The 16045-nt window shown below is 48.8% G+C and carries 9 protein-coding genes; 2 read left to right on the top strand and 7 right to left on the bottom strand.

The window, feature by feature from the left end; genetic code table 11:
- Positions 1-6: 6 nt before the first annotated feature.
- Complete coding sequence (locus CR164_RS07730; RefSeq protein WP_110023371.1) at positions 7-558, bottom strand: rhodanese-like domain-containing protein; 552 nt, start codon at positions 556-558, stop codon at positions 7-9.
- 238 nt (positions 559-796) lie between these two features.
- On the opposite strand from CR164_RS07730, the gene CR164_RS07725 reads away from it, so the two are divergent.
- The gene (locus tag CR164_RS07725; protein ID WP_110023370.1) at positions 797-1240 is read left to right on the top strand and encodes a PPC domain-containing DNA-binding protein; all 444 of its coding nucleotides are present in this window, start codon (positions 797-799) and stop codon (positions 1238-1240) included.
- A 99-nt stretch (positions 1241-1339) separates the two neighbouring features.
- Positions 1340-1600: a hypothetical protein gene (locus CR164_RS12940; RefSeq protein ID WP_146204149.1), complete on the top strand. Its 261-nt coding sequence runs from the start codon at positions 1340-1342 to the stop codon at positions 1598-1600.
- A gap of 18 nt (positions 1601-1618) precedes the next feature.
- On the opposite strand, the gene ald is transcribed toward CR164_RS12940, so the two are convergent.
- The 6 genes from ald to CR164_RS13080 all read right to left on the bottom strand — a co-directional run bounded on the left by ald (position 1619) and on the right by CR164_RS13080 (position 16006).
- Positions 1619-2731 (bottom strand): alanine dehydrogenase, encoded by a 1113-nt coding sequence (gene ald, locus CR164_RS07715; protein ID WP_110023368.1) that lies wholly within the window; start codon positions 2729-2731, stop codon positions 1619-1621.
- Positions 2728-4713: a DUF2779 domain-containing protein gene (locus CR164_RS07710; RefSeq protein ID WP_110023367.1), complete on the bottom strand. Its 1986-nt coding sequence runs from the start codon at positions 4711-4713 to the stop codon at positions 2728-2730. Before CR164_RS07710 ends, ald begins: the two co-directional genes overlap by 4 nt.
- A gap of 42 nt (positions 4714-4755) precedes the next feature.
- Positions 4756-5490, bottom strand: a complete 735-nt coding sequence (locus CR164_RS07705) for a M48 family metallopeptidase (RefSeq protein WP_146204148.1) — start codon at positions 5488-5490, stop codon at positions 4756-4758.
- Between the two features lie 242 nt (positions 5491-5732).
- Complete coding sequence (locus CR164_RS07700; RefSeq protein WP_110023365.1) at positions 5733-6926, bottom strand: MFS transporter; 1194 nt, start codon at positions 6924-6926, stop codon at positions 5733-5735.
- A 52-nt stretch (positions 6927-6978) separates the two neighbouring features.
- Positions 6979-8394, bottom strand: a complete 1416-nt coding sequence (locus CR164_RS07695; RefSeq protein WP_110023364.1) for a TolC family outer membrane protein — start codon at positions 8392-8394, stop codon at positions 6979-6981.
- Between the two features lie 31 nt (positions 8395-8425).
- Entirely contained in the window at positions 8426-16006 is a 7581-nt protein-coding gene (locus CR164_RS13080; RefSeq protein WP_204901801.1) for an Ig-like domain-containing protein, read from the bottom strand.
- Between the last annotated feature and the right edge of the window lie 39 nt (positions 16007-16045).

Below are 16045 nucleotides of genomic sequence, written 5' to 3'. Positions count from 1 at the left end.
CGATACTCATGAGTCAACTTTAAAACCTTGAACGGGATATCTTGCTTGCAACCACTCGACCCACCCTCCAGCAAAAACTTTGATGTTCGTATACCCAAGCCCTCTTAGCTTCCTGGCAACAATATCGCTGTAAGGACAGGTAATGCTGTGACAGTAAATGATAAGCAACGCATCTTTTGCAATAACATCACTGAAATCTTCATACCGGGAGTCGAATTTACTTGCCGACAATGACAATGCACCTGATATATGCAGCTCATAATACTTGTACTCAGATCTCGCATCGACAAAAAAACCCTCACCCCTCTCGAAGAAAGCCTTGGCTTCCAACAAAGTAATCACCTCTATTTCTCTTGCTGCAGGCACGTCACCTGACGAACCTTCCCGGACTTTATCTTGTTTGGCCTCGGCAATCTCTACAAGGGGCGGACTTGAAGAATTCACAAGTGTAATTCCATTGGGGTTTATCATATTGAACACCAAACCAATCCCACTCACGGCGAGCGTGATTATTATGCTTGTAAGGACTATACTTCCTGCCGCTTGTTTTTCCTTCATTGTTACCAGCTTTTTTTCAAGGCCCGACAGATTGTTTGTCCACCGACACTTACTCTTCCAGGTCCCGATCGGATATCAAGCTTGTTCTAACTTTCAAAGTTATATAACCTCCCGAAACAGCACAACTAAACATGACTGATTTTCACAAGATAGTTTACAGAAGATGGCTGAAGCATTATTTTTTCTTAAAATCTTTATCTTTAATCAACGAAGTCAATGTAAACCGTAGAATAATTCAATGCTGTATTCCGAGGCAAAGCAGGGAAGAACATTCATCATACGACTGGAAGATGAAGAAATCGTTCATCAAACACTTGAAAAATTCGCGGTGGACCATGACATCAAATCCGCAGCTCTTATTATACTCGGAGGAGCGGATAAGGGAAGTAATTTGGTAGTAGGCCCGCAGCAAGGGCGCACATTACCTGTCATGCCTATGCAGCACGAGCTTTATGAAGCTCACGAGGTCACCGGTACCGGAACGATCTTCCCGGATGAAAAAAATAATCCGGTGCTCCACCTTCATATGGCATGCGGCCGTGAAGAAAATACCGTTACAGGCTGTATTCGTGAAGGTGTAAAAGTATGGCACGTCATGGAGGTCGTCATGTTCGAAATAACTGCAACAACGGCAACTCGCAAGCCTGATCCCGAGATCGGCTTCAAGCTGCTTGTCCCGTGAGTGACAAATAATGGGTGATTAGTAACAAGCTTTCAAGACATCAAGCATTTTTACCTTTTAACTTTTGCCTTTTGACTTGGACTTCAAATGGAGTTTTTCTTGGATTTGACATGGTGGGGACTGCTTTTCTGCGCACTCGCCACAGCGATTGTCCCTGCATTTTTTCAAAAGATCCGTATCGGGATTCTGGCAGCCTCAGCCCTTTTTTGTCTTGCAATGATTACAACCATGTACTTCATCACAGGCATGGTATCGGCAATCGCCGGCTCAGCCCTGACATTGTTTGCAGGCCTGACGACCCTGCTTGTCACACTTGTCATTTCCGGCATAAATACTATGCTCAAAAAACGGTACCGATAAAACCAACCGTCTCCGCTGTTAATCATCCATATCCAAAGAGCTTCCGCCATATTCAATACCCAGTGAGGCGGAAACCGCTTTATTGGTTATTCGATTTTTATGAACATTCAGACCTCCACGCAAGCCGGAAACCGAACGCACCGCTTCTTCGACCCCCGTATCTGCAATTGCTCTGACATACGGCAGGGTGTTGCCGGTAAGCGCCTCGGTAGAAGTTCTGGCATAAGCTCCTGGCATGTTGGTCACACAATAATGCAAAACACCCTCCTCGACAAAGACAGGGTTTTCATGTGAGGTTGGTTTCGAAGTTATCGAACATCCCCCTTGATCGATCGATATGTCAACAAAAACCGAACCTTTTTTCATGGAGCGCAGCATGTCACGATCGAGTAGTTTAGGAGCGGTTGCCCCGGGAATAAGCACCGCCCCGACAAGAAGATCGGTATCTTTGAGTTCTTCAATAATGTGCTGGCCTGTTGAAAAAATCGTCTGGACCTGCGCACCGAGCACGTTGCTTAGATAACGCATTCTTTCCTGATTCAGATCCAGTACAGTAACCCTTGCGCCCATCCCTTTTGCAATGATAGCGGCATTCATTCCCGCCGTACCACCTCCCAGAATGGTAACCTTGCCGGGTAAAACTCCCGGAACACCGCCCAATAACATGCCGTTGCCGCCAAAATGATTTGCAAGGTAAACCCCCCCTGCCATAACACTCATTTTACCGGCAATTTCACTCATCGGAGCCAAAAGAGGCAAGCGCCCGTTTGTATAAACTGTTTCATAAGCTACAGCACTCACTCCTTTCTCGACAAGACAACAAGCCAGTTTAGGATTTGCCGCAAGATGCAGAAAAGCAAACAAGACCTGACCGTTGCGGAGAAAACCATATTCAGCTTCAACAGGCTCTTTTACCTTGACAACCATATCGGCCAACCAGACTTCCGCAGGATCGTCCAATATTTCCGCACCTGATTTCCTGAACGCAGCATCGCTGAAACCACTCCCTTCCCCTGCTTCGCTCTGAACCAGAACCGTGTGCCCTGCGTCCGAAAGATACCGTATACCTGCGGGAGTACAGGCTACGCGATTTTCCCTTACTTTAACCTCTTTCGGTATACCTATGATCATGAAACCTCCTCTTTCCATGCTTCGAACAACATTACCATGGCAAGCGTATCGAGCTCGCAATACTGAAGCAATGCACGCATCATGGCATTTCGTTCAACATCTTTCATCTCCTCATATTGCAGCCTTGCATACGCAGTCATTGCCGCCCCGCCGTGACGAATCGCATTTTCCTCTTCTCCGCTCATCAAATGTTCCATCTCCTCCGGCGCAATGTCAATAAACATCTTCGGCAAAAGCAGATATGGATCTTTGACTCTACCGTTTTCCTTTTCAATCCACCGCTTGTCCTTGAAGTTCAAACTGGAAATTTCTCCTTCGGCACCGTAAACATTCCCTGCGTATTTACGTTGCAAAAAAGCTGAACTTTCCAGTATGGCCGGTAGAACATACTTGATGGAGTTCGATCCCCTCGTCAGTGGATGATAGTAGTAACGCTTTACCATATCGAGCAGATCGACCATATCTCTCGATCCCTGCCAAGAACATTCGTTTCCGGACGAAGAGTGAGAAATACTCTCGATGAAAGCAAGAAGCTCTTCACTGTCTCCCGGAGGGTTTTCTTCTTCCCTGAGCTGGCGGTGAATGACGTTCAGAACAGTGTTTTCGTAATGGCTGTAGCGAAAAACCGAACCTCGATCCTTTTCCAGCTCGGTTTTGAGAGCCCGGAGAAATGCATAGTTTGGAAACACACCCGGTTCTGTCAGCAAAAACTGACCTGCATGACGCACAGAGCCATTTTCTTCGGCTATGTGATGCGAAAACTGAAAAGCAATCATCTCGTAAGGATACCGCCCCTTGGTAAACGGAATGGGAGCCGTCGCCGTCTCAAAATCGATAAAATGCAGTGGAAAATTCCATCCATTCATTTCCCGCTTGAGATTATCCCTGTCAATATAAGGCTCCTGGTCATGCAGCCGTTCCTTTTCGATTTGCAGAAACTGGCGACTTGTTCTGGAAAGCCCATGTTGCCCGTCACCACCATCATCCCTCATTCCAAGGTCTTCTTTTTCAAGATCGACAATCTTTAATTTTCCGGTAGATATTGCAGAATCTTTTTTTCTGTAGTCCCAGAGATCGAGCACCAGCTGCTCCCTGAAATCTTCATCCTGCCACCCGAAAGCCTCTTTCCAACATTCTTTGAAACCACTTTTCCTTTGCCCGCTTTCTTCGGAAGATATAAACTGGCATTTTCCACACTTCCCTCCGGGCTCCGGCAAAATCTTCCGGTCCACTGCATAGCAATCCGCTAAGTACCGCAACGTTCCCTCGAAACCCCTCGGCTCGAAATCATCCGTTCCGTCACCGCTTATAATCATGGAAACATATGCACCAACCGGAACCGAAGTCAACAGTTGAACAGAAAGGTCCTGCAAAGTCAGCTCACCGGTCAATACTTCTGCCTTGTTGCCGGATAGCTTCTTACGAATGCGGAACTTCTGATTCAATCCGTCAGTCGGACACTTTGCAGTCTTGTCGGCAAACATGAGAAACGCTTCCGCACCGAACCCCGGCATCGCTTTCCCTACAACATAAGCCTGAAATGCAATATCATAGAGATAAGGTTTCCATGCTGCGGAAAAATTGCCCTTTTTCCCGATAAAAGCCTTTTCCTCAGAAGGATTCCAGGATTTGGATTTAACCTCGTAAAGACGCAGTCGCTTACCTTCCTTGACCAGAACATCCACCCTTACAAAAAGATTCTCATAACGAAAAGCCGGCTCATACAACACGACATTTTCCTGCTCAAAAAGCCGGGCGGTTTCAACCAACGCCGTCCGATCGTCAAGCTGTCCGATCATGTGTCCACCGGGAAAATAACAGCGGGCAAGCGCACCAACCTGGAACCCTCCTTCAGCAAGAGCAGCAAGAAAAGGATCTTCACTCGACTGATCGGCATATTCTTCCTTCCCTGCGTAGTAGAGTTTTGTCGGACACTGCATTGCAAGCAGAAATCTCGATTTCGTCAGATATCTATGGGTCATTTCATTTGACAAATAACGGATTGGGCTTCTTCCGCCGCTCGCTCACCATTGCAGAAACTGCGGGATATAACGGGACGCTTCTCTCATGGCACGGTCATAAACAATGTAATCCGGCATTTTTTGCTCAACAAGAGCCCAGAAACGTTGTGAATGGTTCATGTAAACGGTATGACAAAGCTCGTGCAGCATGATATACTCAACAAGGCCGGGCGGAAGAAACAGCAGCTTCATGTTGAGGCTTATCGTTCTTTTGGTCGAACAACTTCCCCACCTGGTTTTTTGACATCGTACAGCTCCTTTGTCATACAAAAATCCATACTGTTTCGAAACCTCATCGAGCTTTTTCAGCAGTTCGGTCACTGCTTTTCTTTTAACCCATTCACGCAGAAGATCAAGCTGTGTATTCAGCCCACCCGGCAACGAATGGATCTCGAGTATTCTGCCGGGTTTTTCAACAAAACAACATTCCGGTTTCCTGCTGACCTCAAAAAAAACGCACCATTCTTCACCGATACTTCGCAGGGAAAGGGTTTGAGGCAACAAGCCTTCCGGGGATCGAACCACGGGCATCTTTCCAAAAGCTTTGCGTATCCAGGACAGTCGTTTTGCGACAATACCAGCCACCTGAGACCTGTCGAACCCCTGCGGAACGACAACAACGAGCCCTTCACGAGGAGAAACACGTAACCGGACATGTTTGGCGCGAAGGCTTGTTTGAACAGTATAGATGATATCCCCATCGGGACACTCGAAACGGAATTGGCGCTGTGCAGGCATGAATACCGTGTAGCAAAAAATTTCAGGGGAGCAAAAGATCGGAATAAAAAGATCGTACCGCCCGAAGAGCAAAACCGACCCTTTCCCGGCAAAAACCTTGCATTACGGGTAACGCTCCTAAAACGCCTGGCGCAACACTTTCTTTCCCTCCTGCAACCCGGACCTGCTGGTGGAGGTGGTCCCGTAAACACCATTTATGCATAAAATATACGGATGTATAAGCCTACTGGCAAGGTCCCGGCTCAACGAACGTTGTTCTTATCGAGACTACCTGATAATCGAGAGGAAACAATTCGGCTCATCGGAAGCATTGCGATGCTGATTGCAACAGTAGCGAGAAACAGAGCCGACACCAGAAATGCTCCGTTAAGCGAAAAGAGCGATACAAAAGGGGCCATGAGAATCGGAGAAAGAAACTGCCCAAGAAATATCATTCCCGTAAAACCGCCCACAGCTTTTCCTCTTATATGCTCGGGAGCCACTTCCATAAGCCAGAAACTACCGTTCGGCATCAGCATGCCGTTGCCGAATCCGGCAAGTGCGAGTCCTGTAAGTATGACTACAAAACCGAAAGAGTTGCCTATCAGAACATATCCTGCAGACACAAAAATAAATCCAAGAACATAGATCAGTTTATACGACAATCTCCGTTTGATCAAAGGATAGGAAAGCGAAGAAAGGGAACCGGCAAACGCTGAAACAGAAATAGCAAGGCCGGTAACGGCACTACCGACCCCAAAGCGATCCTGCAAAATAAACGGCAACTGAACGAGTACCATATAGTAAAAGATCATCAGCAGGAAAACCAACAGATAGATCAAGCCAACCGCAAGATACGGCACACGCAATGACTTTTCCAGGTCAACCATCTCGGAACTGTTCGAACCGTGATTCGGTTTACTGAGCCCGATTATCGCCAAGATGAACACGGCAAAAGCCGAAAGGTATGCAAGAAAAGGGGCTTTCCAGCTTATTTCTGCCAGAAATCCACCCAGCAGAACAAGTACAATCCCCCCGATATACATGAACCCCGACTGTAGTCCGATAAACTCAGCACGCTCGTTGCCGGAGAACAAATCTCCAACCAGTGCGGTTGCAGCACTCATGATTCCCCCAACACTAATGCCGAGAACTGCACGACTCGCAAGCAGGAGAAAAAGATCGTCCAGAAAAAAACCGCTGAATCCGGACAAACCATACAAAAACAGTGAATAAACAAGAAGTTTTTTACGCCCGAAAAGATCCGAAAGATGACCGGCAAGAGGAGCACACAAGGCAATCGTCAGTGCAGGCATCGTCAAGATGAGTTTCGTCAGAACATTCGCGTTGTCTGCGGAAAAATGACGGCTTATCTCGGGAAGAGCGGGGGAAATAACAGCCCCTGCCATTACTGTCATAGCACTTGACAGCAGGAGCACCGCTTTTATAAGCCGCATGTGTACACCATCACTACCTGGCAGCTACATTTCCTCACCGAAACAACTCCCTTTATTGTATTGACCCTTCAGGTACCTCTATAGGACAGTAATCCGACGCCTGCATAGCAGGGATCCCATCATAGTCCAGTTCCTCGAGCGTCGGCAGGTCATATCGAACAATGTCCATGTCATTGAGCAAACGCCCCATTCCCGCAAGCGTTCGCGCATCGGCCACCACTAAATCGTACACTCCGTTAGTATACGCACGCTCTGCCTGATAATATTCGTTCTCCGTATCCAGAAGGTCGAGCAACGTTCGCCTCCCTATCGTAAACTGGTCAAGATAGGCGACTCGTACCTCGGCAAGCTGCATGCGATGCTGATCGAGATAACTTACCTGGGAAGTCAGCGCCTCGCGGTCATTATACGCAATTTCAACCGTTTGACGCAAATCACGGCATGCTTTATCTTTCAAATCAATCGACCGGTACAGCTTTTGTTTATACTGGCGTACTGCAGCAAAATCCGAACCGCCATTGAAAATATTGTAACTCATCACAACCTCTACCGCAGCTTCTCGCTGGTAACCGTCAATACCATCCTCATCCCAGCTCCAATCCTGGTAGGCTCGCAAATCGAAACGAGGATAAAACTTCGATCTCTGCACATCGAGCGCATGCCTGGATGCCTTGATTTCAAGCATCGAGGCAAGAAACCCTGGATTCTTCCGATAAGACTCTTCAAGGGCTCTCTCGACACGCAAAGGAATCGCCGATACCGGCACTTCGAATTCCGGTAATACTTCCGGAGGTAATTCTCCAACAATCCGCTGGTAACGTGCTGTCACGTCATGCAAGTTCGCCTTTTCGTTAATAAGATTGGACTTCGCCAATGCAAGGCGCCCTTCTATCTGCTCCATGTCCACACTGGTACTCACACCTGATCGTACACGACGACTGATCTGATCGTAGATTTTCTGGTGGTAGGCATAGTTTTTTTCAGCAAGCGTGACAAGGTTCCGGTAACGTTGCACATCGGCATAAGCCCTGACAGCTTCTAGACCAGCCTGCTCGATGGAATCGAGAAACTCGAAATAAAGCGCCTTACCCTCACACTTCAGTCGGCACACCTGGTGATGGGTATAAAAACCATCAAACAGCATTTGTGTTACTTCCAGACGGACGCCCCTGCGAGTATAAACATCTTTCGTCAGATTGTCACCGTCCACCCACTCCCGGCCGATGCCTGCAGTAGCGTCGAGTTTCGGCAGATAACCGCCATAGGCTACCGCTTCTTCATGGTAAGCCGCTCTGAACTCATGCCATTTCGCTTGCACTACAGGATTACTGTTGATCGTATGTTCAACAGCCGATTTCACCGTTACCGTATTATCACGCGCCACCAAAGTCGACGGCACGATCATTCCTGTCAGCACTGCGAACAGCAGTAGTGCTTTCAGCGCCCGCTTTCTGTACCTGTTTTTCATATCTCTTAGATGGTTAAATGTTAGCGGCAAATCATATCATAGTTATGTCATTCTCTACTCTAAGCACAGCATCCCCGCTGGTGTAAACAGTAAAACCACCATCAACCGAAGATGCCCAGCTCCCCGCAAGCTGTACACTGTCACCTGCATCACCCAGAACTGTCAATACATTATTTTCATCGGTACTCTGCAGAACATCTGTTTCCGAAAGGTGAAGCAGTTGATGATCACCGTTTCGATCGAGATCGATGATTTCAATATTTGCAAGCGTTGAAGTATCTGCATTGAAATCAAGATCTTGGTTAAGCTGTAGTGTTATCGTATCCTCACCACCAAAACCATCATACGTTCGACCGGAGTCACCGTCATAGAACAACGTGTCGTCACCACCCGTAGGCTTAATCTGTGAAATATCGAGTGTAAAAGTCTTCGTTACGGCTTCATCGGATGAATCGTCACTACCATCGACAGTGTAAGCCGTCACAGTCACCGTGCCGTTTTGAGCCGACTGGACAAGTGTCAGATGGTTCACATCATAAATTTCTGCAGGATCATAGCCAGGAACACCTGTCAAAGTATAGGTATCGGTACCTGCATCATAAACTGCGTCGATCAAATTGCCTGCACTGTCAAAAAAGGCGGCCCCCACACCGACACCCTGAAACGTCAACGTCAGGGTTTCTGACCCATCCTGATCTTCCAAAGCCATATTGAGGTTGATCGGAATCGCTTCACCCTCTACACCAAAAGATGTGGTAGGAATGAACAGGTTCGGATCGACAGGATCGGCAACCGATTCTACTTCGAGATCAAATGTCACCATATCAACCGTTGGCTCGAGGTCCTGCTCGCCGCTGTAAACCATGAGGACACAATCTTGAACCGTCCCACTGTAATTTTCCGGCGGCTGGACAGCAATGTAATCCGGCAGTGAACCGTCCGGATCAAGCGGAATACTCCAGGTGTTGTTGCCAGTTCCGTCATCACCAACATTGATTGCCAGAACGGCTGTCGCCTGGGAAGATCCGGTGAAAACAAGAAAACCGTCCGGCACATTTTCGATGAAAGCGCTGACAATCTCTTCAGAACCATCGGTATCCCTAAGGCCGGTTCCATCGAGCTCAATCTCGATCATGGTATCTTCATCACCGCTGGCACTGGCAATCTCGGTATCATAACCGTCATTGACAGGGTTGATATAAAAGCTGGTCGTGGCCGTATTGGTAAGAATATTGGAAGCACTCTCTTCTTGTGTCCTCAGATACGCTGTAACCCCCACACTGCCGGAAGCATTTCCTTCAGGCTCATAGGTAAACTGAACAGTGTCGGTAAATTCAACAGGATCAATAACATAGTAATCTCCGTCAGGAACGCCCGGAACTCCGGTAATGGACTGCAAGGAAACAGGCGAACCATTATGATAGAGGGTTCCTCCTTCTGCAGGGTGCATTCCCGAATCATCAACCTTCAGGTACAATGGGCCCTGAACGGTCGTAAACCCCCCATCCGCCCCGTTGCTGAACGAAACCGTAAAATCTGCGTCGTTGTCCTCATCGACGTCAGGAGCATTAATGACTATGGTTGTGTTATCTGTTACAGGCACTACTTCCCGGTTGTTAACCTCGATCACCTGATCGTTACGTTCCCCGCCTGGAGCCCGGGTTGTAAGCGTAACTTTAAAATCAAAGTCGTCCCCATGGTTGTTGTCATTCCAGTTGGCTGGCGGAGTAATGGTAATGCTGTCCAATACGGTCTGTAGCGCAGCATTGCCTCCACTGCCGGAAACCGTGTAGACCGTTTCACCGCTAGGAAGAACCGTTGCTGTCATACCGGTAATGACCGTACCCGGAGGAAAGTCGGTCAGCGTAATATCGAAAGTACTGTTGGTTCCACCGCTTATCTGTGCGTTGACCATTTCTCCAAGAGATATCGGAGTATCTTCAATAACGTCAGAGTCAGTATTTTCAGACCACAGATCAATGGTTGAAGGTTCATTGATAAGAACCGGACTCTCCGAGTCATCAAATTCATCTGCATCTGCAACCGTTAACGTGAAACTCTGCATCGCCTGTTGTGTCCCAGACCCTTCATCCCTGCTAACAGCCGTAATGGTTATGGTCTGGCTCAGACCGCCAAGCTGTTCTGCCGTTCCGTCGACTGCAAACTCAATATCTGTTGTAATAGTGCCGCTATCAGACGTTGTAAATGCCTTGTCCGGGTCAATATCGATAATCCAGCGCCCCGAATTGACATTATTGCCGGCCCCGGAATCATACACATTACCGATATAGGTGCCTCCGACAACCGTGACTCCCTGCGGTACATTGTCTATAATGAACTGTTCAAGCTTTTCGCTCCCGTCATCGTCCTGACCGTTCAACCCCTCTGCCGGATCATCGACCTGGGCTACTGCCACGGGAATGGTAATGATGGTATTTTCGGTCACCGATACAAGGTTTCCCTCAACGGTGCCATCCCCTGGATCTTCCAGTGTTATAGTACCAAGTGTTTGTGAAATCGGATCGGTCACTGCAGCAAAAGACAGGTTGTAAACGGCATCCGACTGCGTGGTTACCGGACTGTCCGGAGGATCGAGGGTTCCGTCAGAGGAGTTATCGGTTATCTCATACTTGATGTCAAAGGTGTAGTCTCCATGAAGATCTGCTTCATTCTGCACATAAATATTGTCAATAGCCGAACCTGTAAGTTTGTAATACCCGCCATCAAGCACCACATCCGTCACGGCAGGATCGGCTGCTGCATCGGCAAGAGTCGTCACTCCGTCACTTCCCAGATACAGCATATAGTCCGCACCGTCTACATCTGCAGCCTTTATCCAGACCGATGTCAGCGTCTCGTCGGTATCGCCGTTCCGGTGCTGGATAGAGAAATCGACCTGCATCGTCGCATCTTCAGGAATCATCGCCGAAGAATTGATCTCGGCTTCAGGGGATGGCGTAATCTCAACCGACAGATCAATCGGGTCTTCGGTATGACTATCACCTTCTCGCTCGGTCGTAATCGCTACCATCGTCAGATTTATCGTGCCGCTGAAATTAGCGGGAACACGTATCTTCGCCGCCGCAAGATCTTCCTCCGTCAGAACCCAGACTCTGTCAGTTCCTGTGCCGCCGAGGAAGGTGCCACAGTCGATGGAAAACTGCGGGTCGAGATCTGTTATTCTAAAGGTCAGCGTCTCAGAACCATCATCATCCTGCATGGTATAACCGGTAACAACCTGGTTCAGGGCAACCTCACCTGTTGTGTCGACATCGGCTTCCGCGAACTTTGGCGTGGTTGTTGTCAGATCAACCGGATCGGCGACACCACGCACATCTATGTTTAAAGGCAACGCTGTTGAAGGAGAGGCGTCTACGCCATCTACACTGACTGCCTTGACATCGAGTTCGATCAAGTCCACATCGCTGTTTAAAGGCGGCTGGATGGTCAGCGGTGCGTTTTCGTCAAAGTCGGGAATGGTATACTTCAATGTACCACCGATTGTTCCTGCTGTTCCGGTCAATACACTGCCATTGTAACGCAGCACAGCCCCGCTTGGCACATTGTCAATTGTAACCGTAAAGGTTTCCGAACCATCTTTGTCGTCGCTCTGCGGCCTGATGTTGATCGGAATCTGGGTATCCTCATCTCCTCCGGGACTTGAAACAGCAAGACTTACCTGATCGGCCACAGGCAAATAATCAATCGTCAAAACCACCTCTCCCGAGATATGCTCGCTTTTCGACCCATCATCAGGATCGGTGTCGACGGTCTTTGCATTGACAATAATCTCGATCCCTTCTTCTGCAAAGTTCGCCGGCGGCATAAACTCGAGACTGTCCAAGTGCTGAACCGGAATTTCGACAGGACTTCCGGTATACGTCAGAACCCTGCCCTCAGGGGTACCGTCATCGTACCTGAACTGTGAACCCAGCAAGTCATTGCCCTGACTATCTTTCGGCGTAAATAGAGCAAATGTCTCTTCGGAGTTATCCTGATGTGATGACGTCTCTGTATCCTCGTTGAACCATGGAGTTTCCAGGTCGAATCCGTCAGGATCACCGCTGATATCGGCTCTGTGCAAAGAAAACCATTCATCCTCGGTACCGTTGACCGTGTATTCATGCGACGGATTCATCTGCAGGTCGGCAGTACCGTTATCATCACTATCAGCCTGACCCGGCAGCGGCGTATCAGTCTGTCCATCTTTATCTGCATCGGGCCCCATCTTTTCCGCAACCGGAGTAACCTCGATCTTGACCGGAAGAGTAACGGTCTGTGTATCAGAAACTGCGCTGCCGTTGACGGTCTGCGTATCGGTAGTCGTTACGTCGATACTGACAGTCTCATCGACACTGCTGTGGCCCGGAGGAAGCAGTGTGTAATCCGCATAGTCTCCGCTTGTCACATCGGCACTATCGACCGTCCAGTCATCGGAACCGTTACCGGTTATCAAGAGAGTACCGTCACCATCATACAGCTCCCATCCATCGGGGATGTCTTTGATGACTATACCGATGATGCTCTCACTCCCGTCGGTATCGGTAAGACCGAGTTCCTCCATGAACTTGACTGCAGTATCTTCCTCTGTTGAAACATCTTGTGCTTCGACATCTCCTGCAACAGGGTTGACATACAGGTTGAAGTAAACCGTATCAGACTCCTCAACGGGATTAGCCCCTGAAGAATCACTGTCGCTGTCCAGCGAAACAACCGTAACCGGAATATCTTCCAGAATATCCCCGCTGAAATGTTCCGGAGGCTGAATCGTGATCGGCGGGATAGTCTGATCATTGATGAGCGCAATGATGTAAGTCCCGTCACTTTCAGGATCAATCGCCACACCGTCAACCTTCACGATCGTTCCGGAGGGCAGTACGGTTCCCCCGGATTCCCCGATCACCAGCTCACGGGATTCGCTGCCGTCGAAATCAGGCGTCGTATTGTTACCGTCGGCTATCGGTGGAGTTTGCATCGTCGTTTCATCCGGCTCTCCAGCAAAGGAGTAGTTCAGCATCGAAGTCAGATCAAGAACCGCTTCTTCATTGATGACCTTGTTGATCGTATCGGGATCGTCAGGTGTTTCATCCGTATCAGGAAAATCTCCACCCTCGTTCCACGAAATCTCCACCTTGTCAGTAACTGCAAGCACCCTTACATTCACCTTGATGTCCGAGACCGCTCCATCAACGCCCGACAAAGGGTTTCCGCTGTCGTCGACTTCGTATTCGGTCACCCGCATTCTTACCGAAAAGTTGTTGTGAGTGTCAGCAGGAGGCAACACACGAAGTCCTTCGAATTCAGCTGTCGTCATCGTCACATCCCCTGTCACCCCTGTGATGTGATCACCGTCGCTCAGCACGATATTGACTGTACTCCCGTCTGACTCCAGTACTGTTGTTCCGTCGGCATACAGAAGTTTTGCTCCGGCAGGAATATTTCTGAGTTGTATTGCACCGAGAAGCTCAGGGTTGTCACCTGCCTGACCACCATTCTGATCTGTGCCGTCACTTACAATCGGCGCATTGAAACCAAGCGCAACTGATACATCTTCATCCGTCGTGACATTCAAGGCATCTCTGCTCAGTTCAGGAGCATCTGAAACCGGGGTCACCGTTATGGTCACGGTTGTCGTATAATCGTTACCGTCCTCATCAGTATGGGTATACGTCAGCTCATCCGTTCCGCTATAGTGCTCGTCCGGTGTATAAGTAAGCGTACCGTCCGGATTTATCACTGCAGTACCATGCGATGGACCGCCCGGCTCTCCCTTATCGGGAACCGATGTGTTGTCCGATGTTGCATCGGCACTGGTATTGATAGTCTGTTCCGCGTCTTCCGCAACGGTCAGCGAATCACTTCCGGGCACGTGATCATCTAATACCGTTACCGTAAACGTACCCTCCTTCGTGTGGTCGTCACTGTCTTCGAACTCAAAGTCGAAATCAATATCAATCGTGTCGGAATCCATATGATCGAGTGGACCATACAGGGTAAACTCGTAACCCTGACCTCCGTCAGGAGCGGTCGGATCAGTCACGACCACCGTGAACACGGTTTCACCGCCGGCCATAGCCGTCAACGTATGACCGTCAGGGCTTAACGAATACTCGACCTGCACACCACCACAGGTCAAATCCGGTAAGCCATCGATATTTTTTAAACGCGTGTCAACAACAGCTGCATCTGCATCCGGCTCTATCCCCAGCGTTTCGCTTTGTGTCAATGCGATGCTATCGGGGCTCGTGCCGGCAGGAAGGTTGGGTTCACCCACCGTTACATCCACCGGAACAGGATCCGGTGTCAGTGTCACCGTAAACTGACCGTCGCTTTCATCACCGTCGCCATCTTTTACAACAACATCAAAATCCATCGAAACAGGTTCGGCCGGTGCCGCTGTACCGACACCGAAGCCGCCAATTGCAAAAGGATCGTCATCGGACGGACCTGCAGAATCATCATTAGCGACGACAACTCTGTTGAAAGCATCGTCAGTGCTGAACGATATCTTGTCGCCTCCCTCAAGGCCCGAGATGATGACATCGTTACCGGACTGTGTGATTGTTATACTTCCCGTGGAATCAACTATTACATCCGCTGCATCGATGAATACGGAAGTATCATCAGGATCACCTGTAAGTATGCCGTCATCATCGGCATGGACGGCACTGAGTATAAGTGTGGCCGTTCCGTTGGCTCGAACCTGCATGACAGTGAACTCAAAACTGTTTGCGTCATAATGCCCGTTATCTGTAAACGGCGGGGTAGGATTATCCCAGTCGTCACTCTCATCCTGTGGAGGATTTGTATTGATTCCCCTGACAAAATCAATCCGTATCCCTTCTCCCGCATTATCGCCTATCCACTGATTTGAAACGGCTATGTCATCAGAATCGTTATTGACAGAATCGGTTGGGTCAACTGCTGTTATCAATAAATCGTTACTGTTTGGATCCGGATCCGGATCACTTATCCCCACATTATCTCCGTCAATTCCTATCCACTGTTTGTTTCCGGCAGTAACGTTCGAAAAATCACTGAAGTCTATCATCGATTCTTCACTGATCATCTTGAACAACTCTACCGAATAATTATCGTTAGCCTCAGTATCTCCATCAGGATTAAGTGTGATCTGGATAACCATATTATCAGGAGTCTGCGGCTCACCTTCGAGGAATCCTGTAAGAACGGTTCCATCTGGCGATAGTTCAAGTACGATATTTTTGCCTTCAGACTGCACCGGATCACCTTCGCTATTTAAAAGCAACGCTCCATCATAACTTTGAAGGAACATCACTGTTCCTGACCTGTCAGCTCCAACGTTATCAAAGAAATCCAAAGGTTCGGAATCTGTTGCCCCTGGAACATTAGGCATATAGACATCACCTGGCTCGATATCCACCGGAATATCATCCTGTACCGTGATCACAAGACTGCCGTCACCAAGACCTACCGTATCGCCATCCTCGTCCGACGCCTCGATCGTACCCGACAAGTCCAGCGACAACAAACCCTCCACGTCATCGGCATCCGGCACCGCATGATGGTCCAGCTGACCCAACAGCGTGAACGTGTAGTCGCCTGTCGTGCTGTCCAGTACCACCTCGAACACCGTCTCACCACCAGCAACACCTCGAACCGTCGTCGCGTC

This window comes from Prosthecochloris marina, assembly GCF_003182595.1.
Taxonomy (GTDB): domain Bacteria; phylum Bacteroidota; class Chlorobiia; order Chlorobiales; family Chlorobiaceae; genus Prosthecochloris; species Prosthecochloris marina.
Note: the sequence above shows the minus strand (reverse complement) of the source record. Positions and strands in the feature narration are given on the sequence as shown.